Annotated in this window: 18 protein-coding genes and 1 riboswitch; of the genes, 8 read left to right on the plus strand and 10 right to left on the minus strand. The window is 70.9% G+C overall.

Annotated elements, in window-relative coordinates:
- The first annotated feature begins 45 nt into the window (after positions 1-45).
- Positions 46-1,449, plus strand: a complete 1,404-nt coding sequence (locus ACGFW6_RS17555; protein ID WP_393509965.1) for a diacylglycerol/lipid kinase family protein — start codon at positions 46-48, stop codon at positions 1,447-1,449.
- On the opposite strand, the gene ACGFW6_RS17560 is transcribed toward ACGFW6_RS17555, so the two are convergent.
- Together ACGFW6_RS17560 and ACGFW6_RS17565 are read right to left on the minus strand one after the other, a co-directional pair.
- On the minus strand, positions 1,391-2,581 hold the full coding sequence (locus ACGFW6_RS17560; RefSeq protein WP_393509968.1) for a spermidine/putrescine ABC transporter substrate-binding protein: 1,191 nt from the start codon (positions 2,579-2,581) through the stop codon (positions 1,391-1,393). The two genes, ACGFW6_RS17555 and ACGFW6_RS17560, sit on opposite strands and share 59 nt — an antisense overlap.
- A 192-nt stretch (positions 2,582-2,773) precedes the next feature.
- The gene (locus ACGFW6_RS17565; RefSeq protein WP_393509970.1) at positions 2,774-4,213 is read right to left on the minus strand and encodes a gamma-aminobutyraldehyde dehydrogenase; all 1,440 of its coding nucleotides are present in this window, start codon (positions 4,211-4,213) and stop codon (positions 2,774-2,776) included.
- A 168-nt stretch (positions 4,214-4,381) separates the two neighbouring features.
- On the opposite strand from ACGFW6_RS17565, the gene ACGFW6_RS17570 reads away from it, so the two are divergent.
- From ACGFW6_RS17570 to ACGFW6_RS17600, 7 genes are all read left to right on the plus strand, one after another.
- Positions 4,382-4,900: an Lrp/AsnC family transcriptional regulator gene (locus tag ACGFW6_RS17570; protein ID WP_381459306.1), complete on the plus strand. Its 519-nt coding sequence runs from the start codon at positions 4,382-4,384 to the stop codon at positions 4,898-4,900.
- A 19-nt stretch (positions 4,901-4,919) separates the two neighbouring features.
- Positions 4,920-6,293: an aspartate aminotransferase family protein gene (locus tag ACGFW6_RS17575; protein ID WP_393509973.1), complete on the plus strand. Its 1,374-nt coding sequence runs from the start codon at positions 4,920-4,922 to the stop codon at positions 6,291-6,293.
- A gap of 214 nt (positions 6,294-6,507) precedes the next feature.
- The gene (locus tag ACGFW6_RS17580; RefSeq protein ID WP_393509976.1) at positions 6,508-7,248 is read left to right on the plus strand and encodes an ABC transporter ATP-binding protein; all 741 of its coding nucleotides are present in this window, start codon (positions 6,508-6,510) and stop codon (positions 7,246-7,248) included.
- A complete protein-coding gene (locus tag ACGFW6_RS17585) occupies positions 7,230-8,642 on the plus strand; it encodes a hypothetical protein (RefSeq protein ID WP_393509979.1) in 1,413 nt (470 codons plus the stop codon). Before ACGFW6_RS17580 ends, ACGFW6_RS17585 begins: the two co-directional genes overlap by 19 nt.
- Before the next feature lie 128 nt (positions 8,643-8,770).
- Positions 8,771-9,190: a VOC family protein gene (locus ACGFW6_RS17590; RefSeq protein ID WP_393509982.1), complete on the plus strand. Its 420-nt coding sequence runs from the start codon at positions 8,771-8,773 to the stop codon at positions 9,188-9,190.
- A gap of 37 nt (positions 9,191-9,227) precedes the next feature.
- A complete protein-coding gene (locus ACGFW6_RS17595; RefSeq protein ID WP_393509985.1) occupies positions 9,228-10,349 on the plus strand; it encodes an LOG family protein in 1,122 nt (373 codons plus the stop codon).
- Between the two features lie 183 nt (positions 10,350-10,532).
- Complete coding sequence (locus tag ACGFW6_RS17600) at positions 10,533-11,183, plus strand: LAETG motif-containing sortase-dependent surface protein (RefSeq protein WP_393509988.1); 651 nt, start codon at positions 10,533-10,535, stop codon at positions 11,181-11,183.
- 70 nt (positions 11,184-11,253) lie between these two features.
- Here the strand turns inward: ACGFW6_RS17600 and ACGFW6_RS17605 are convergent, their stop codons facing one another.
- The 8 genes from ACGFW6_RS17605 to ACGFW6_RS17640 form a co-directional block, all read right to left on the minus strand.
- On the minus strand, positions 11,254-13,002 hold the full coding sequence (locus tag ACGFW6_RS17605) for a DEAD/DEAH box helicase (protein ID WP_393509991.1): 1,749 nt from the start codon (positions 13,000-13,002) through the stop codon (positions 11,254-11,256).
- A gap of 87 nt (positions 13,003-13,089) precedes the next feature.
- Positions 13,090-13,293 (minus strand): cold-shock protein, encoded by a 204-nt coding sequence (locus ACGFW6_RS17610; RefSeq protein ID WP_007502648.1) that lies wholly within the window; start codon positions 13,291-13,293, stop codon positions 13,090-13,092.
- Between the two features lie 208 nt (positions 13,294-13,501).
- Complete coding sequence (locus ACGFW6_RS17615) at positions 13,502-14,287, minus strand: maleylpyruvate isomerase family mycothiol-dependent enzyme (protein ID WP_393509995.1); 786 nt, start codon at positions 14,285-14,287, stop codon at positions 13,502-13,504.
- A 24-nt stretch (positions 14,288-14,311) separates the two neighbouring features.
- Complete coding sequence (locus tag ACGFW6_RS17620) at positions 14,312-15,331, minus strand: ABC transporter ATP-binding protein (protein ID WP_393509998.1); 1,020 nt, start codon at positions 15,329-15,331, stop codon at positions 14,312-14,314.
- Entirely contained in the window at positions 15,332-16,948 is a 1,617-nt protein-coding gene (locus ACGFW6_RS17625; protein WP_393510001.1) for an ABC transporter permease, read from the minus strand. It abuts the gene before it with no gap.
- Positions 16,949-16,977: 29 nt separating this feature from the next.
- Positions 16,978-18,063, minus strand: coding sequence for a thiamine ABC transporter substrate binding subunit (locus ACGFW6_RS17630; protein ID WP_393510004.1), 1,086 nt, complete (start codon positions 18,061-18,063; stop codon positions 16,978-16,980).
- Between the two features lie 82 nt (positions 18,064-18,145).
- Positions 18,146-18,253: riboswitch (TPP riboswitch) on the minus strand.
- Positions 18,254-18,284: 31 nt separating this feature from the next.
- Entirely contained in the window at positions 18,285-19,391 is a 1,107-nt protein-coding gene (rlmN, locus tag ACGFW6_RS17635; RefSeq protein ID WP_393510006.1) for a 23S rRNA (adenine(2503)-C(2))-methyltransferase RlmN, read from the minus strand.
- A gap of 65 nt (positions 19,392-19,456) precedes the next feature.
- Positions 19,457-19,906: an SRPBCC family protein gene (locus ACGFW6_RS17640; RefSeq protein WP_393510009.1), complete on the minus strand. Its 450-nt coding sequence runs from the start codon at positions 19,904-19,906 to the stop codon at positions 19,457-19,459.
- Positions 19,907-19,973: the final 67 nt, after the last annotated feature.

The raw sequence follows: 19,973 nt of genomic DNA on the forward strand, positions 1-19,973 counted from the left end.
CCGCACCGGCCCGGCCCTACGATGTCCGCCGACGAGGGAGGATGCATGGGCCTGGACCTGAGCGAACGGGCTTACCGGGGGCAGCGTTGGGCGGCAAGGGCATCACTGGCCGCCGCGGGGCTCGCCCTGCTCGTGCCGCTCGCCTACGGAGGGGTCGGCGGCGTTGTGCTGCTGGTGGCCGCCGTGGTGGGCCTGGGGATCAGCGCCGTCGCGGTGTGGTGGACGCTGACGTTGCGCGGACCGCTGCGCTGGGTGGCGGGCGTCGTGGCCCTGTCCGTACCGGCCGCCGTGATCGCGCTGTTCGCGGCCACGCTGTTCTGGGCGCTGCTGGCGTCCGTGGCGCTGTGGTCGGTGGCCGTGTGGAGCGGCCGGTACGCGTTGCGGGGCACGGGCAGCCCGCGGGTGCGGGTCATGCGGGGGCGCAAGGCGGCGCCGCCGCGGCGGGCGGTCCTGATCATGAACCCGCGCTCGGGCGGCGGGAAGGTGGAGCGTTTCGCGCTCAAGGAGAAGGCGGAACGGCTCGGCGCCGAGGTCGTCCTCCTCGACCCCGAGGAGCATCAGGACGTCACCGCCCTGGCGCGCAAGGCCGTCTCGGACGGCGCGGACCTGCTGGGGGTCGCGGGCGGGGACGGCACCCAGGCGCTGGTCGCGGCCGTCGCCGCGGCGTACGACATACCGTTCCTGGTGATCAGCGCCGGCACCCGGAACCACTTCGCCATGGACCTCGGCCTCGACCGCGAGGACCCCGCCGCGTGTCTCGACGCGCTCGTCGACGGCGTGGAACTGCGCGTCGACCTGGGCTTCGCGAGCGGTCGGCCGTTCGTCAACAACGCCTCCTTCGGGGCGTACGCGGCCATCGTGCAGAGTCCCGGCTATCGCGACGACAAGATCGGCACCAGCCTGGAGCTGCTGCCCGACCTGCTCACCCGGCAGCAGGGGCCGCTGCTGACCGTCAGGGCGGCGGGCAGGGTTCTCGTAGCTCCGCACGCCGTGCTGGTCAGCAACAACCCGTACCGCACGGACGACCCCTTCGGGCTCGGGCGCCGCGACCGTCTCGACGCCGCCGTGCTCGGCGTGCTCGGCATCCGGGTGGACAGCGCGGCCGAGGCCGCCGCCCTGCTCCTGGACCCCGCGCCGCCCGGCCTGTCCATCCTGACCGCGCCCGAGGTGGTCATCGAGGCCGACCGCGAGGAGATCGAGGCCGGCATCGACGGCGAGGCCCTCGTCCTGCCCACCCCGGTCCACGTCCGCATCACGGCGGGCGCCCTGCGCGTCCGCGTCCCCCGCAAACGCCCCGGCGTCCCCCAGCGAGGCCCTCGCCTGGACTGGCGCCGGCTGCGCAAACTCGCGGCGACGGTGGGGCGTACGGCGGTGCACCGGCGTGGGCTGCCTACAGACCCGCTGTCGAGTTCCACCGCTTGGCGAACTCCACCCGCTCCTCCGACGTGATGTCCCGCGCGATGGCGAGGCGTGCGCGCATCGCCTCGTCCGGGAAGATCAGCGGGTCCTCGGCCAGGGCGGCCGTCTCCTCGTCCTTGGCGGAGGCGAGGACGTCCCGGGCGGCGGGCACGGGGCAGACGTAGTTGACCCAGGTGGCCAGTTCGGCGGCGACCTCGGGCTCGTAGTAGTAGTCGATGAGCCGCTCGGCGTTGGCCTTGTGCCGGGCGAGGTTGGGCACCATCAGGGACTCCGACCACAGCTCGGCGCCCTCCTCGGGGACGACGAAGCGGATGTCGGGGTCGTCGGCCTGGAGCTGGATGACGTCACCGGAGTACGCCTGGCAGGCGAGGACGTCGCCGCTGGACAGGTCCTTGATGTAGTCGTTGCCGGTGAAGCGGCGGATCTGGCCCCGGCCGATCTGCCGCTCCACCTGGTCGCAGACCGTGTGGAAGTCGTCCGCCGTCCAGCGGGTGATGTCGACGCCGTTGCCCTGCATGAGCAGGGCGAAGGCCTCGTCGAGACCGGAGAGCAGGGTCACCCGGCCCTTGAGGTCGCTCGCCCACAGGTCGGAGACATGCCGGATCTCGCGGCCGAGGCGGCGGCGGTTGTACGCGATGCCGGTGATGCCGGACTGCCACGGCACGGTGAACTTCCGTCCGGGATCGAAGGCCGGTGAACGCAGCAGCGGATCCAGGTGCTTCGTCACGTTCGGCTGACTCGAGCGGTCCAGCTCCTGCACCCAGCCCAGCCGTACGAACCGGGCGCACATCCAGTCGCTGATGACGATGAGGTCGCGGCCGGTGCGCTGATGGTTCATCAGGGCGGGGCTGATCTTGCCGAAGAACTCGTCGTTGTCGTTGATCTCCTCGACGTAGTCGACGGAGATCCCGGTGCGCTTCTCGAACGCCTCCAGCGTCGGCCGGCGCGTCGCGTTGTCGTCGTCCGTGTCGATGTACAGCGGCCAGTTCGCCCAGTTGAGCCGCTTGTCGGTGGCGGAGACATCAGTGGCGGCCCGGTCCGCGGGCGACACGTAGGCCGGCCGTACACCGCATCCGGCGAGCCCGCCGAGCAGGGTGCCCGCACCGAGGGTGCGCAGCAGATTCCGGCGGGACAGCGGGGAGTTCATCGGGGGGAGGGCCATTGCCGCAGCATGCCGCCGCCGACCACGGCCGGGCAATCGACGCCCCGTCGAGCGGAACAGCGCCTGACGGACACCTTGTCGATCGGGAACGCCGCAGCCCCGGACGGCACTTGACCGTCCGGGGCTGCAACTCGCCCAGAGGCGCGGGGACCTGCGCGATCAGCCCGCACGCACCCGCGGGCCATGTACGACCTAGGCGTCCAGCGACGTCATCACGTGCTTGATCCGCGTGTAGTCGTCGAACCCGTACGCCGAGAGGTCCTTGCCGTAGCCGGACTTCTTGAACCCGCCGTGCGGCATCTCCGCGACCAGCGGGATGTGGGTGTTGATCCACACGCAGCCGAAGTCCAGCACCTTGGACATCCGCATCGCGCGGCCGTGGTCCTTGGTCCACACCGACGACGCGAGCGCGTACTCGACGCCGTTCGCCCACTGGACGGCCTGCGCCTCGTCCGCGAAGGACTGCACGGTGATGACCGGGCCGAAGACCTCCTTCTGGATGATCTCGTCGTCCTGCTTGAGGCCGGAGACGACGGTCGGCGCGTAGAAGTACCCCTTGTCACCGACCTGGTGACCGCCGGCCTCGACCTTGGCGTGGGCGGGCAGCCGCTCGATGAACCCGGCGACCTGCTTGAGCTGGTTGGGGTTGTTGAGGGGACCGAAGAGCACGTCCTCGTCGTCCGGCTGGCCCGTCTTGGTGTCGGCTGCGGCCTTCGCGAGCGCCTGCACGAACTCGTCGTGGATGGACTCGTGGACGAGGACGCGCGTGGCGGCCGTGCAGTCCTGCCCGGCGTTGAAGAAGCCCGCGACGGAGATGTCCTCGACGGCCTTGGCGATGTCGGTGTCCTCGAAGACCACGACCGGCGCCTTGCCGCCGAGCTCCAGGTGGACCCGCTTGAGATCCTTCGACGCCGACTCGGCGACCGACATGCCGGCCCGCACGGAACCGGTGATGGAGGCCATCGCGGGGGTCGGGTGCTCGACCATGAGGCGGCCGGTGTCACGGTCGCCGGTGATGACGTTGAAGACGCCCTTGGGCAGGACCGAGCCGATGATCTCGGCGATCAGGACCGTCGACGCCGGCGTGGTGTCGGACGGCTTGAGGACGACCGTGTTGCCCGCGGCGAGCGCCGGGGCGAACTTCCATACGGCCATCATCATCGGGTAGTTCCAGGGCGCGACCTGCGCGCAGACGCCGATCGGCTCGCGGCGCACGATGGAGGTCAGGCCCTCCATGTACTCACCGGCCGAGCGGCCCTCCAGCATCCGCGCCGCGCCGGCGAAGAAGCGGATCTGGTCGACCATCGGCGGGATCTCCTCGGACCGCGTGAGGCCGATCGGCTTGCCGGTGTTCTCGACCTCGGCGGCGATCAGGTCCTCGGCGCGCTCCTCGAAGGCGTCCGCGATCTTCAGCAGGGCCTTCTGGCGCTCCGCGGGGGTCGTGTCACGCCAGGCGGGGAAGGCGCGCGCGGCGGCCTCCATCGCGGCGTCGACGTCCGCCTGCCCGGACAGCGGCGCGGTTGCGTACGCCTCGCCCGTCGCGGGGTTGACCACCTCGGTGGTCCGTCCGTCGGCGGCGTCCCGGAACTCACCGTCGATGTAGTTGCGCAGACGACGCAGCTCGGTGCTCACTGCCGGCCTCCTGTCAGGTGCAGCTGTCCATTCTCTGAGACACCCACCCTAATCGCCCGGCCCACGTTTTCAACACCCCCACTGGCGCCACTTCTGCGAAATCCGCAGGACTCAGTCACGTAAACAACGAATTTCATCGCCTCGGCCTTGCGGAACTGTCGAGACGTCGTGCACAGTGACGTCGTGGCCAGTCGAAGCGCAGAGCACAGGGACTCCCGCGAGTCCAGGAACGGCGGCGGTCCCACGCTGGACGCCGTCTCCCTCGCCATCATCGAACAGCTCCAGGAGGACGGCCGCCGGCCGTACGCCGCCATCGGCAAGGCCGTGGGCCTGTCCGAGGCGGCCGTGCGCCAGCGCGTCCAGAAGCTGCTCGACCAGGGCGTCATGCAGATCGTCGCCGTCACGGACCCGCTCACGGTGGGCTTCCGCAGGCAGGCGATGGTCGGTGTGAACGTCGAGGGCGACGTGGAGTCCGTGGCCGACGCGCTGACGGCCATGTCCGAATGCGAGTACGTGGTGATGACCGCGGGGTCGTTCGACCTGATGGTGGAGATCGTCTGCGAGGACGACGACCACCTCCTGGACGTCATCAACCGACGCATCCGGGCCGTCCCCGGAGTGCGCTCGACGGAGAGCTTCGTCTACCTCAAGCTCAAGAAGCAGACCTACATGTGGGGAACCCGATAACCGTGAGGACCCGATAACCGTGAGCACCAACAGCCCTCAGGACCTCAGCAGGACCGCGTACGACCACTTGTGGATGCACTTCACGCGTATGTCCTCGTACGAGAAGGCGCCCGTCCCGACCATCGTCCGGGGCGAGGGCACCTACATCTACGACGACAAGGGCAGGCGTTACCTCGACGGTCTCGCCGGCCTGTTCGTGGTCCAGGCCGGCCACGGCCGCGTCGAGCTGGCCGAGACCGCCTTCAAGCAGGCGCAGGAGCTGGCGTTCTTCCCGGTGTGGTCCTACGCCCACCCGAAGGCGGTCGAGCTCGCGGAGCGGCTGGCCGACGAGGCGCCGGGCGACCTCAACAAGGTCTTCTTCACCACCGGCGGCGGCGAGGCGGTCGAGACCGCCTGGAAGCTCGCCAAGCAGTACTTCAAGCTGGTCGGCAAGCCCACCAAGTACAAGGTCATCTCGCGCGCCGTCGCCTACCACGGCACCCCGCAGGGCGCCCTGTCCATCACCGGCCTGCCGGGCCTGAAGGCCCCCTTCGAGCCGCTGGTGCCGGGTGCGCACAAGGTCCCGAACACCAACATCTACCGCGCCCCGATCTTCGGCGACGACCCCGAGGCCTACGGCCGCTGGGCCGCGGACCAGATCGAGCAGCAGATCCTCTTCGAGGGCCCGGACACCGTCGCCGCCGTCTTCCTGGAGCCGGTGCAGAACGCGGGCGGCTGCTTCCCGCCCCCGCCCGGCTACTTCCAGCGGGTGCGCGAGATCTGCGACCAGTACGACGTGCTGCTCGTGTCGGACGAGGTCATCTGCGCCTTCGGCCGCCTGGGCACGACGTTCGCCTGCGACAAGTTCGGCTACGTCCCGGACATGATCACCTGCGCCAAGGGCATGACCTCGGGCTACTCCCCGATCGGCGCCTGCATCATCTCCGACCGCCTGGCCGAGCCGTTCTACAAGGGCGACAACACCTTCCTGCACGGCTACACCTTCGGCGGCCACCCGGTCTCCGCGGCCGTGGGCGTCGCCAACCTCGACCTGTTCGCCCGCGAGGGCCTCAACCAGCACGTCCTCGACAACGAGGGCGCGTTCCGCGGGACGCTGGAGAAGCTGTACGACCTGCCGATCGTCGGCGACGTCCGCGGCAACGGCTTCTTCTACGGCATCGAGCTGGTGAAGGACAAGGCCACCAAGGAGTCCTTCAACGACGAGGAGACCGAGCGCGTCCTGTACGGCTTCCTGTCCAAGAAGCTCTTCGAGAACGGCCTGTACTGCCGCGCGGACGACCGCGGCGACCCGGTCATCCAGCTCGCCCCGCCGCTGATCTCCAACCAGGAGACGTTCGACGAGATCGAGCAGATCCTGCGCGAGACGCTGTCGGAGGCGTGGACGAAGCTGTGACCCCCGGCTGACCTTCCGCCACCCTCGGCCGGAATGATCAACACACTGGCCCCGGTGCCGCCCGTTCGAGTGAGACACGGCGGCCCGGGGCCCTGTGCTGTCCCGGCTTCGGGCGACGGCTGCCTAGCGTGCCAGTGACCGATCAGCCCAGCCTTCGTTCCCCCGCACGGGGGATCGAGGAACGGGAAAACGGATCAGAACCGAGGTGTACGCCATGGTGGCCCCGCCGGACAACGACGTGCTCTGGGCACGCGCCCTGCACTTCTCGTACAACGACGGCTCGCCCGCGCTCAGCGGCGTCTCACTCGGTGTCCAGGAGGGTGAGATCCTCGCCGTCCTCGGTCCGCGCGGCAGCGGCAAGACCGCTCTGCTGCGCTGTCTGTCCGGCCTGGCCCAGGCGGGCCGCGGGGAGATCTGGTTCAACAGCGTGCCGGTCCACAAGATGGGCCCGGTGGCCCGCGAGCGGCTGCGCCGCGACCGGTTCGCCTGGGTCGATCCCACGCCCTCGCTCGTCCCCGAGCTGAACGTCTGGGAGAACACGGCCCTCCCGCTGATGCTGCGCGGCACCAGCCGCCGCCGTGCCAAGAAGGCCGCGCTGGAGTGGCTGGAGCGCCTGGACGTCGGTGAGGCGGCCCGCAAGCGCCCGCACCAACTCGTTCACGCCGTACGCCAGCGCGTCTGCATCGCCCGTGCGCTGGCCCCCTCCCCGACGGTGCTGTTCGCCGACGAGCCGACGGCTCCGCTGCACCGCGCCGACCGCACACATGTGCTGCGCACCCTGACGACGGCGGCCCGCTCGCACGGCATCACCGTGCTGCTGGCCAGCCATGACGCGGACACGGCAGCCCTCGCCGACCGAAGCGTGACGCTGCTCGACGGGCGGCGCGTGAACACGGTGCAGCTGCCTCCGGCCACCGAGGCGGAAGGCCGGGCCGCGTGCTCGCTCTCCGTCTGACCCGCGGCGCCCACCCCGCCGTACAGCTGCGTCGGCTGCTCGTCGCGGCGGCGTCGGCGGGGACGGGCTTCCTGCTGCTGTCCGCCCTCGGCTACGCGATGTCCCACCCGGACTCCCCCGGCGCGGCCACGCTTCGACTGGCCTGGTGCACGCCCCCGCTGGCCGCGACGATCCACCTCGCGGTGGCGGTGGCGCGCACGGACCCGGGTACCCGACCGCGCCCCGGCCTCGCGGCACTGGGCCTCGGACCGGGCCGCCTCATGCTGGTCTCGGCCACCACCACGGCCCTGTCCTGCACGCTCGGCTCGATGCTGGCCCTCCTGGTCTTCCTGCACCTGCGGGGCGACCTGACGGGCATGCCCTTCGACGGCGCCGCCTCCCGGTTCCTCGCGGCGGACACCCCGCTGCCGCTGCCGGCCGCCCTGACCCTGCTGGCCCTCGCCCCGGTGCTGGCGTCGGCCACGGTCGCCCTGCTGCTGCGCCCGAGGAACCTCGCGCCGGCCAGGCCGAAGGCGAAGGGCCGCCCGCACGGCCGCTTCGGCTCGTCCGGCAAGCCGTCGGACAAGGAGACGTTCGGGGCGTACGGGCGGTTCGGGGCGAGACTGCGGGACGCCGTACGGGGCGCCGCGCCCGCTCCGCAGAAGGGGGGAGCCGCCCGGGCCGACGCCCCGCAGAAGGCCGACGCCCCGCAGGCTCCGGCGAGCGCACCGGTTCCCGCGCCGGCCGAGGAGGTCGGCAGCCCGCAGACGCCGGACGACCTGACCGACTTCCCGGTCCCCCGCAAACCCCCCGCGGGCCTTCCCTGGGGCATCACGATCCTCACCGCGGGCCTGGCCGTGGAGACCTACGCCGGCCGCGCCACCGCCGACGATGCGCTGCCCCTGCCGACGGCGCTGCCCACCGGTCCCACCGCGGTCCTGGTCGGCTGGGTCCTCGCCGCCGCCGGCCTCGCCCTCGCCGCCCCCGGACTCACCCATCTCTGCGGCCGGCTCCTGCAGTCCGTGCGGCCCGGCCCGCTCCGGCTCCTCGCGGGCCGCGGGCTCATGGCGGAGGCCACCCGGATCGGCCGTCCCCTCGGTGTCGTGTGCGCGGTGGCCGCCGCCGTCCACGCCATGGCCCCGCTCACCGGCTCCGCGGCCACCGCCGCCATCGGACCCCTCTCCGCCCTCGGTGCGACCGTGGTCGGCGGCGCGACCGTGGCCACCCTCCTCATGGCCGCCCTGGAGGCCAGGCAGGCCCGCGCCGACACCACCGCCGCGCTGCTCCGCCTCGGCGCGCCGACCGCGATGCTCCGCAGCGCCGCCGCTCTGCGCACCGGCGTCCTGCTGGCGGTCTTCGGCCCGCTGACCCTGATCGTGGCGGAGCTGGCCGCGCTGCCTCTGGCCGCCCGCTGACCCGGCTGCCGCGGCCGAGGGCCGACGCCCGAGAACTCGTGAGAAAAAGTCTCCACCGGGCGATGAGTTGCGATCGGACCCCCGGTCTACCCCACCGAACAGCAACCACCCCGATGGGAGAGACCACGATGACCGCCCCCGCCTACCAGCAGATGATCTTCGTGAACCTGCCCGTGAACGACCTCGACGCGTCGAAGAAGTTCTTCACGGAGCTGGGTTACTCGATCAACGCGCAGTTCAGCGACGAGAACGCGGCGTCCGTCGTGATCAGCGACACCATCGTCGCCATGCTGCTGACCAAGCCGTTCTACTCGACCTTCACCAAGAAGGAGATCGCGGACGCCACGACGACCAGCGAGGTGCTGATCTGTCTGAGCGCCGAGAGCCGCGACAAGGTGGACGAGCTGGTCGAGAAGGCGGTCGCCGCCGGCGGCACCGCGTCGGACAAGGTCCAGGACATGGGCTTCATGTACGGCCGCGCCTTCGACGACCTCGACGGCCACACCTGGGAGGTCGTGTGGATGGACCCGTCGGCCGTCCAGGGCTGACGACAGCCGCACGACGGACGGTGCCTAGCATGGGCGGGTGCAGACGATGCCCGCCCATGCGGCCCACCACGACGACCGTGAGATAGAGACGCTTCAGGAGTTCGACGCGACCGTCTCGGCGCGCGGCTCCCTCGCCGGATTCCGTGTCCAGGCAGTGGACCTGACGGACCGTACGCGCGAACTGCTCGGCACGGACACCACGGGTGCCGTCTTCCTCGGCTGCGCGATGCGCGAGGAGGCGGCCGCGAAGATCCGCGGCGGCGGCGCCCTGGTCTTCCCTCCGGTCCCGGACCTCCCCTTCGACCCGTACCGGGGCCTGGTCTACTCCCCCGACGAACTCTTCGCCTCCCTCGCGAGCGGCTACGAGAACACACCGGACGCCCACGCCTACGCCTGGTTCCAGCGGACGAAGGCCGACCGCGACGTCTACGGCTCCATGCTCCGCGCCATCCACGACGACTCCATCTCGGACGCGCTGGACGAACTCCTGACCGGCGCCCGCGTGGTGGGCGTGATGGGCGGCCACGCGATGCGCCGCGGCACGCAGTCCTACGAGGGCGCCGCGCGGCTCGGCCGGGAGCTGACGCGCGCCGGCCTCACCGTCGCCACCGGAGGCGGCCCGGGAGCGATGGAGGCCGCCAACCTGGGCGCGTACGCCGCCCCGTTCGACGACGGGATGCTCACCGACGCCCTCCGACTCCTCGCCAAGGCACCGGGGTTCACGCCCTCGATCACCGACTGGGCGTCCGCGGCCTTCGAGGTGCGGGCCGGCTGGCCCGAGGGCGGCCGGTCCGTCGGCATCCCGACCTGGTTCTACGGCCACGAGCCGCCGAACCCCTTCGCCTCGCACATCGCGAAGTACTTCGCCAACGCCACCCGCGAGGACGGCCTGCTGGCGCGCTCCAACGCGGGCGTCGTCTTCCTGCCGGGGGCCGCCGGGACCGTACAGGAGATCTTCGACAACGCGACGCCGAACTACTACGAGTCGCGGGGTGAACCCACCCCGATGGTCCTGGTCGACCGCGCGCACTGGACGGAGCGGCTGCCGGCCTGGCCGCTGCTCAAGTCCCTTGCCCGGGAACGGTCGATGGACGCCCGGATCGCCCTGGTTGACCGGATCGAGGAGGCGCCGGAGGCGTTGAAACGTCTCGGCTGTTAATAAGAGGGCAAAGCCAACTCCTGTAGGCTGCATATGCGTTGACACTCCTTATGCCACGCTTATAAACCTGTGAGTCTCCTGGGGACGGTGATGTCGCGTCACCGCTCCCCCGAACCCCCCTCATCGGTGCAACTCCCGTAAAGGACAAACGTGTCCATAAATCGCCGTACCGTTGCGCGTTCCGTGCGCGCCCTGGGTGTCGCCTCCGCGTCGGCCGCGCTGGCGCTCTCCGCCGCGGGCACCGCCCTCGCGTGCAACATCAGTGAGTTCTCCGCCGAAGCCAAGTGCGACGGCGACAAGGGCATCATCACCGTCACCGACGTGGACCCCAGCGGTGTCCCCGCGACCATCACGGTGTTCCTCCAGAACAACGGCGCCGACCTCAAGAAGGTCGGCGAGCAGGAGGTCAAGGGCTCCCGCGAGGGCGTCACGATCACCTTCGCCGAGGACTGGAAGCCGGACGCCGAGTACCGCGTCCACGTCAAGGCCGCCGGCTATGTCGACGAGGACATCAAGCCGAACCTGACGACCCCCTCCACGGCCTGCAAGAAGGAGGAGCCGCCGGCCCCGTCGGACACCCCGACCCCGTCGGCCCCCGCCTCGACCCCGGCCGAGGAGACCGACTCGCCGACGCCGACCCCGTCGGAGAGCGACAGCAGCGCCCCGCCCGCGAGCAGCGCCCCGTCCCCGGCGGCCGGTGACTCCAACCTCGCCGAGACCGGTGCGAACTCCAACACGGGCATGATCGCCGGCATCGCGGTCGGCCTGGTCGCCCTCGGCGGCGGCGCGGTCTTCTTCGGCCTGCGCCGACGCGGAGCGAGCAGCGACCGCTGACCCACCCGCACCACACACGTGGCCCGCCCCCGTTCCCGGGGGCGGGCCACGTCGTTCAAGCGGGGTCGGGCTAGTTGGCCGAGGTGCGTCGGCCGCCCCGGCGGTCGGAGTTGCGGCTGCCGGACGTGCCGGCGTCACCCGCTCCTCCGCCGGTCCTCGACCGTCGGCCGGTGCCGCCGCGAGGAGCCTTGCCGACGCCGGCCCCGGTGCCCGTGCCGGTCGCCGCACCCGCCGTGGAGCGGCGTTCGGAGCCACGGCCGCCCGCTCTGGCCGCCGCGCCCGTCGTCGCCCCTCCGGACGCCGTCCGGCGAGCGGTTCCGCGCCCGCCGGTCGTGGCGGTGCCGCCGGACGCCGTCGCCCCGGCCGCGGACCGGCGGTCGGAACCGCGGCTGCCCGTCCTGGTGGCGGTACCGGCCGCCGCACCGGCCTCGGCGCCGTTCCGGCGTCGGCCCGCGGACCGCCTGCCGGGCTTGGCGCCGGCCTTTCCGTCGGTGCGGGACGCCGTCGCGGTCACCGGTTGCGGGACCTCGATGACGACGGCCACGCCGGAGGGCTCGCGCGCGCCGGTGATGACGGTCAGCTCCGGGTCGCTCGACGTGATCCGGGACGTCCGGGGGCGGATGCCCGCGTCCGACATGAGCCGGGTGACGTCCCGCTTCTGCTCGGGCAGGACCAGCGTGGCCACGCTGCCGGATCCGCCGGCGCGGGCCGTGCGACCGCCCCGGTGCAGGTAGTCCTTGTGATCGGTCGGGGGATCGACGTTCACGACCAGGTCGAGGTCGTCGACGTGTATACCCCGGGCCGCGACGTTCGTCGCCACCAGGGCGGTGACCTGGCCGCTCTTGAACTGCTCCAGCGTGCGATTGCGCTGCGGCTGGGAGCGGCCTCCGTGCAGGGCCGCCGCGCGGACACCGACGGCCAGCAGCCGCTTGGTCAGCCGGTCGGCGGCCCGCTTGGTGTCGAGGAACAGGATGACCCGCCCGTCACGGGCCGCGATGCGCGTGGTGACGGCCTTCTTGTCGGTCTCGTCCTGGACGTGCAGGACGTAGTGCTCCATGGTCGTCACCGCTCCCGCCGACGGGTCCACGGAGTGCACCACGGGGTCGGTCAGGAACCGCTGCACCAGGCGGTCGATGTTCCGGTCCAGCGTGGCGGAGAAGAGCATGCGCTGCCCGTCCGGCCGCACCTGCTGGATCAGCTTGGTGATCTGCGGCAGGAAGCCCATGTCGGTCATCTGGTCGGCTTCGTCCAGCACCGTGATGCGCACGTCACCGAGGACGCAGTCACCCCGGTCCAGGAGGTCGTTGAGCCGGCCGGGGGTCGCCACGAGCACCTCGGCGCCGCGCCGCAGCGTGGCGGCCTGCTTGGTGATCGACAGCCCGCCGACCACGGTGGCCAGCCGCAGGTTCACGGCCGTCGCATAGGGGGTCAGCGCGTCCGTCACCTGCTGGGCCAGCTCCCGGGTGGGCACCAGCACCAGCGCCAGGGGCGCCTTGGGCTGCGCGCGCAGTCCGGCCGTGCGGGCCAGGAGCGCCAGGCCGAACGCGAGGGTCTTGCCCGAGCCGGTCCGCCCCCGTCCGAGCAGGTCACGGCCCGCCAGCGAGTTGGGCAGGGTGGCGCCCTGAATGGGAAAAGGGGTGGTCACGCCCTGCGCGGTGAGCGTCTTCAGCAGCCCGGCCGGCATGTCCAGAGCGGCGAAGTCCTCGACGGCGGGGAGTGCGGGTGTCGTGCTTTCCGGCAGCCGGAACTCCCTCGGCTGCGACACGGACGGTGCGGGCGACGAGGTGCGCCGGTTCGGCTTCTGGGGCCTGCGGGGCATGCGGCTTTCTGCCTTCCTGAAACAGCACAAACCGGGGTCCGCACCATGGCGGTGCGGACCCCGGTTGAGCGGATACGCGTCCGGCTATCAGGCGGGAACGATGTTCTCCGCCTGCGGGCCCTTCTGGCCCTGCGTGACGTCGAAGCTGACCCGCTGGCCTTCCTGGAGCTCACGGAAGCCCTGGGTGGCGATGTTCGAGTAGTGGGCGAAGACGTCGGGGCCGCCGCCGTCCTGCTCGATGAAGCCGAAACCCTTTTCAGAGTTGAACCACTTCACGGTTCCCTGTGCCATGACCTTCTCCTTCTGTAGGCAGAGGCCCCATCCGGATAGGCCGGGAAAACAACTAATGCGCCCGATGGATAGCATTCCCGTCAGGCGCACATAGGTTCATGGGTACCACAACTGCAACACGTAAACCGTAGCACAGCTCGGCGGCCGAAGTAGATCATCGAGGGGCGCGCCGCGTGGTTTTTCTGAAGCCGGCACCCCCTCGCGGGCGCTAGAAGCTCGCCCGTTCCAGCCAGAACTCCAGCAGCTCCCGCTCGCCGAGCACCTCCAGCTCGCCGCTGTCCAGCGGCAGTCGACGGTAGAAGGCGAGCAGTACGGCGGTGAGCGGCCCCCTCAGCGCGACGGTCGCCTTCTCGTGTCCGCGCCGCCAGAGGATCGCCTCTCCGGAGACGTCGATCAGCCATTCGGCCGTCACCCCGGGCGGGTCGTCGGTGGCGTGCAGGTGGATGCTGCCCGGCCGGCGCAGGTCCGTCGTCGGATCGTCCGGCAGGTTGCGCTGGGCCCACTGGATGATCTCGAGCCACTCGTCGATCGCGTCGGCGGCCACGTCGGGCGCGACCTCGTAGGGCAGTCCGGCGGCAAGGGTGGCGTCGGCACGGTGGATCGTCAGCTCGTGAGCCATACGGCGGGCCCAGAACCCGGCGCTGTGGACCCCCGCCCATCCCCACACCTTCGTGTCGGGCCCGGCCTCCTTCAGGGCGGCGACCAGCAGGTCGCCGGTCTCCGCGAGCCAGGCGTCCAGGGCGGCGGCGTCGCCGTCCGGGCCGCCGTGGAGCGGGACCGTCTCCTCCGGGATCTCCTCCTGCGCCCGGGTCCGCACCATCAGCTCCACCCAGCGCAGGGCGCCGCCCGTATGCCGGACGAGCCGCTCCAGCGACCAGTCCGGGCAGGTCGGCACGGTGGCCGACAGGTCGGCGCCGGAGGTCACCACGTCCCTGAGCAGGCCGACCTGGTGGGTGATCTCGGCGCAGTAGCGATCATGGGCGAGGGATGTCATGTCCGCACCCTATGCGGGCCGTGATCAGCCCAGCACGACAATTTCGGCCGCGTCGAACTCGACCCCGACGGCGTCCCCCACCCCGGGCGCGTCCCGCAGCGCGCACGCCGCCTCCAGGCGCGGCGCGTCCTCCGGCTGGAGGTGCACGGCGACATGCGTGCCCCTGAACGTCCGAGCGGCGACCGTGCAGCGCAGCCCGGCCTCGGGGGACACGAGCCGCACGCCGGCCGGCCGGACCAGCAGCGTGCGCACCCCCTGCGCGGCGTCCTCGCCGACCGGGAGCTTCCCCCAGGCCGTGTCCGCGGCCTGACCGGCGACCGTGCCCTCGACCACGTTGTCGAAGCCGAGGAAGCGCGCGACGAACTCGTCCGCCGGCCGCTGCCACACCTGAAGCGGCGTGCCGCTCTGGGCGATCCGCCCGTCCCTCATCACCACGACCCGGTCGGCGAGCGCGAACGCCTCGCCCTGGTCGTGCGTGACGGCCAGCACGGTCGTGCCCAACCGCCCGAACAGCTCCCGGAGTTCGACGACGAGCCGCTCCCGCAGCGAACGGTCGAGCTGGCCCAGCGGCTCGTCCAGCATCAGCAGCCGCGGCCGGGGAGCGAGCGCCCGGGCCAGCGCGACCCGCTGCTGCTCACCGCCGGACAGCGAGGCGACGGCCCGCCCGGCCGCCCCCGGCAGTCCGACCAGGTCCAGCAACTCCCGTACGCGCTCACGCTGTTCGGACCTGGAGGCGCCGTGCATCCGCGCGCCGAAGGCGACATTGCCGCCGACGTCCCGCTGCGGGAACAGCTGATGGTCCTGGAACATCAGCCCGACGCCCCGCTTGTGGGCGGGCACCCCCGACTGGTCGTGCCCGTCGAGCGACACCCGCCCGGCGTCCAGGGGTTGCAGCCCCGCCACGGCCCGCAGCAGCGTCGACTTGCCGCTGCCGCTCGGCCCGAGCACACACACGATCTCGTGCTCGGCGACATCGAGGTCGACGTCGTCCAGGACGGCCCGCCCGCCGAAACGTACGGTCGCACCCGCCAGACTCAACAGCATCTAGAACTCCCCCGTCCGATCGGTACGAAGCCGCTCCAAAACCAGCAACGCCACCGCGCACACCACCATCAGTACCGTCGACAGGGCCATCGCCTGGCCGTAGTTGAGCTCGCCGGCCCGTCCCAGCAGCCGTGCGACGGCAACCGGGAGCGTCGGGTTGTCGGGCCGGGCGATGAACACGGTCGCGCCGAACTCGCCCAGCGACACCGCGAAGGCGAACCCGGCCGCGATCAGCAGCGCCCGCCGCACCATCGGCAGATCGACCTCGCGCCAGACCCGCCAGGGCGAGGCCCCCAGCACGGACGCCGCCTCGCGCAGCCGCTGGTCCACCGCCCGCAGGACGGGCAGCATGGTCCGTACGACGAAGGGCACCCCGACCAGCGCCTGGGCCAGCGGCACCAGGATCCAGGAGGACCGCAGATCCAGCGGCGGCTCGTCCAGAGCGATCAGGAAGCCGAACCCGACCGTCACCGCCGACACCCCGAGCGGCAGCATCAGCAGCGCGTCGAAGCCCCGGACGAACCGGCCCGCGTCCCGCCGGGCCAGCGCGGCCGCCGCGAGACCGCCGATCAGCACGGCGATGAGCGTGGCGACGACGGCGTACTGGAGCGAATTGCCGATCGCCTCGATCGGCGCGACGAGGAAGACCCCGCCGTCGGCGCTGGTCAGCGCCCGGTAGTAGCCGAAGTCGGGGGCGTCCAGCGACCGCTGCACCAGCACGGCCAGCGGCAGCAGCAGGAGTACGGCGATGACGGCCAGGACGCCGGCCAGCAGGGCCCACTGCCCCGCGCCACGTGGCCGCCTCGCCGTCACCGACGCGTCCACCAGACGCAGGGCGCTCTCCCGCCGCCGTACCGTCCAGGCATGCACGGCGAGGATCGCGGCGACCGCCAGGAACTGGACGATCGTCAGGACGGCGGCCGTGGACAGGTCGAAGATCTCGGAGGTCTGGCGGTAGATCTCCACCTCCAGGGTGGAGAAGGTCGGTCCACCGAGGATCTGCACCACACCGAAGGAGGTGAAGGTGAACAGGAAGACCATGAGCGCGGCGGCGGCCACGGCGGGCCCGAGCGCGGGGAGGGTGACCTGACGCCAGGCTTTCAGGGGCGACGCCCCGAGCATCCGCGCGGCCTCCTCCTGCCGCGGGTCGAGCTGCGCCCAGAGTCCGCCGACGGTGCGGACGACGACGGCGTAGTTGAAGAAGACGTGCGCGAGCAGGATGGCCCACACGGTGGTGTCGAGCCGTACGCCCCACAGCTCGTCGAGGAGTCCGCCGCGGCCGACGAGCGCGAGGAACGCCGTACCGACGACGACCGTCGGCAGCACGAAGGGGACGGTCACCACGGCCCGCAGGACCTGTTTGCCGGGGAAGTCGAAGCGGGCGAAGACATAGGCGCCCGGCAGCGCGATCAGCAGGGTGAGTGCGGTGGAGGCGAGCGCCTGCCAGGTGGTGAACCACAGGACCTGCCGGACGTCGGACTCCCCGAGCACCTCCCACAGCCGCCCCAGCTGCCACACCCCGTCGACCTTCAGACCGCGCGCGACGATCGCGGCGACGGGGTAGGCGAAGAAGACGGCGAAGAACGCGACGGGGACGGCGATGAGGCCGAGCCGCACCGCCGTCGCGCCCTTCTTCCGCGGGGCCGCTACCTCAGTACGAGCGAGGTCCACGACTTGACCCAGTCGTCACGGTTGTCGGCGATCTTGGCCGGGTCCAGGGTCTCGGGGTTCTCGGCCCGCGGGCCGTACTTCACGAACTCCGGCGGGACCTGGGCGGCCTCCCGCACCGGGTAGACGAACATGTTCAGCGGCATGTCGTCCTGGAACGTCTTGGTCAGCAGGAAGTCGAGGAGCGCCTTGCCGCCCTCGGTGTTCTCGGCGTTGCTCAGCAGGCCCGCGTACTCGACCTGCCGGAAGCAGGTGCCGGCCGCGACACCCGTCGGCGCGCTGGCCGGCTTCGGGTCGGCGTAGATCACCTCGGCGGGCGGGGACGAGGCGTACGACACGACGAGCGGCCGGTCGGCCTTGGCCTTCTTGCCGCCGGCCGAGCCGGAGAACTCCTCGTTGTAGGCCTGCTCCCAGCCGTCGACGACCTTGACGCCGTTGGCCTTCAGCTTCTTCCAGTAGTCCTGCCAGCCGTCGTCGCCGTACTGGGCGGCGGTGCCGAGCAGGAAGCCGAGTCCGGGCGAGGAGGTGGAGGCGTTCTCGGTGACGAGAAGGTCCTTGTACTCGGGCTTGATGAGGTCGTCGAACGAGCTGGGAGGCGTCAGCTTGTGCTCGCTGAAGTACGCCTTGTCGTAGTTGACGCAGATGTCGCCGGTGTCGACGGGAGTGACCCGGTGCTTGTCCTCGTCGACCCGGAACTCGGGCAGGACCAGGTCGGTGCCCTTGGCCTCGTACGACTGGAACAGGTCGTTGTCGAGCGCCCGGGACAGCAGGGTGTTGTCGACGCCGAAGAGGACGTCGCCCTGCGGGTTGTCCTTGGTCAGGATCGCCTTGTTCACGGCCTGCCCGGCGTCGCCGTCCTTCAGGACCTTGACCTTGTAGCCGGACTGCTTCTCGAACGCGGCGAGGACGTCCTTGGAGACGGCCCACGAGTTGTGGCTGACGAGGGTCACGGTCTTGCTCGTGGATGCGGGGGTGTCGCCGCCCGAGTCGGACGACCCGCACGCGGAGAGCGTGACGAGGCCGAGACCGACGGCGAGGACCGTGGCCTTCTTGGTGATGCTCACTTGATTCCTCCTGGGGTTGACCAGGAAGAGACGCGGCCCTGCCCGGGAGCCCTCTCATGGGCTCCCGGGCAGGGCGCAACAGCTTGAGTGATGACCGAACTTCCTACCCAGAATGACCTGGGCAAGGTTCAGAGGGTCTGCGGCCCGATTGCCGCACTCTCAGCGCTGTGGCGCTCCCCTGTCGGAATATGAAGATGTACGTACGGGTGTACGCGCTCAGATTACCGCTCGGTGGCCGCGAGCTGACCGCAGGCCCCGTCGATCTCCTGACCACGGGTGTCCCGGATCGTCACCGGTACACCATGTGCGGCGATGGCCTCGACGAACGCCTTCTCGTCCTCGGGCCGCGAGGCGGTCCACTTCGACCCGGGTGTCGGGTTCAGCGGAATCAGGTTCACGTGCACCGGCTTGCCCCTGAGCAGCCGCCCGAGCCGGTCACCGCGCCAGGCCTGGTCGTTGATGTCCCTGATGAGGGCGTACTCGATGGACAGCCGGCGGCCGCTCTTCTCGACGTAGTCGAAGCCTGCGTCCAGCACCTCGCGCACCTTCCACCGCGTGTTCACGGGCACGAGGGTGTCGCGCAGCTCGTCGTCGGGGGCGTGCAGCGAGATCGCGAGCCGGCACTTGAAGCCCTCGTCGGCGAACCGGTTGATGGCCGGGACGAGACCGACGGTCGAGACGGTGATCCCGCGCTGCGACAGCCCCAGCCCGTCCGGCTCGGGGTCGGTGAGCCGGCGAATGGCGCCCACGACCCGGTTGTAGTTCGCGAGCGGCTCGCCCATCCCCATGAAGACGATGTTGGAAAGCCGTGCGGGCCCCCCGGGAACATCCCCGTCCCGGAGCGCCCGCATCCCGTCCACGATCTGATGGACGATCTCGGCGGTGGACAGATTCCGGTCCAGACCCGCCTGTCCGGTCGCGCAGAACGGGCAGTTCATCCCGCATCCGGCCTGCGAGCTGATGCACATGGTCACCCGGTCCGGGTACCGCATCAGCACCGACTCGACGAGCGTCCCGTCGAACAGCCGCCACAGCGTCTTACGGGTGTCGCCGTCGTCGGTCGACAGATGCCGTACGACGGTCATCAGCTCCGGGAAGAGCTCCTCCCGCAGCTTGGCACGCGACCCGGCAGGGATGTCGGTCCACTGCTCCGGGTCGTGCGTGTACCGCGCGAAGTAGTGCTGCGACAGCTGCTTGGCACGAAAGGGCTTCTCCCCGACCGCGGCAACAGCGTCCTTACGCTCACCGGGCGTGAGATCAGCAAGGTGCCGCGGCGGCTTCTTGGCTCCGCGGGGGGCGACGAAAGTGAGTTCTCCGGGCTTAGGCATGGCTGTACCAGTGTCGCAGATCCACTCGTGTGGCCCGCCCCACCATGGATCGGGAAGATCAACCCCTACTCCGTCGTGCCCTCCAGCCGGCTCTTGAGGAGCTTCTCGTCGCGGGGCAGTTCCTTGCGGACCTGCGGGCGGACGACGAGGGGGACGAGGACCTTGCCGAGGCCGTGGCCCTCGAAGTCGATGTCGATCGTCACGCGGGAGCGCCGGCCGTCGTCGAGAGGCTCGATGCTGCCGTGGGTGCGGGCCCGGACAGGGCCGTCGATCCCGTGCAGGTCCCAGCTGTACGGAGGGTCGAGCTGGTCGAACCGCACGGTCATCGGCATCTGACGGTTCCCGACGCGCCGGGTGACCCGGACCCGGGAGCCGGTGTGGATCGGGCCCTCGTCCAGCGATTCGGCCGAGACGGCGCTCAGCTGCCATTCGGGCAGGTGAGAGGGATCCGTGATGTACGCGTAGACATCGGCTGGGGTCCGGTCGACGTCGATGATTTCTCGGATGGCGGTCATGACGACCCCCTTTGAGTGCCTTTGCGGGCGTACACAGAAATCGTCCCACAAACCGAGGAGCCCCCGC

Source organism: Streptomyces sp. Y7 (assembly GCF_043195415.1).
In the GTDB taxonomy this organism is placed as follows: domain Bacteria; phylum Actinomycetota; class Actinomycetes; order Streptomycetales; family Streptomycetaceae; genus Streptomyces.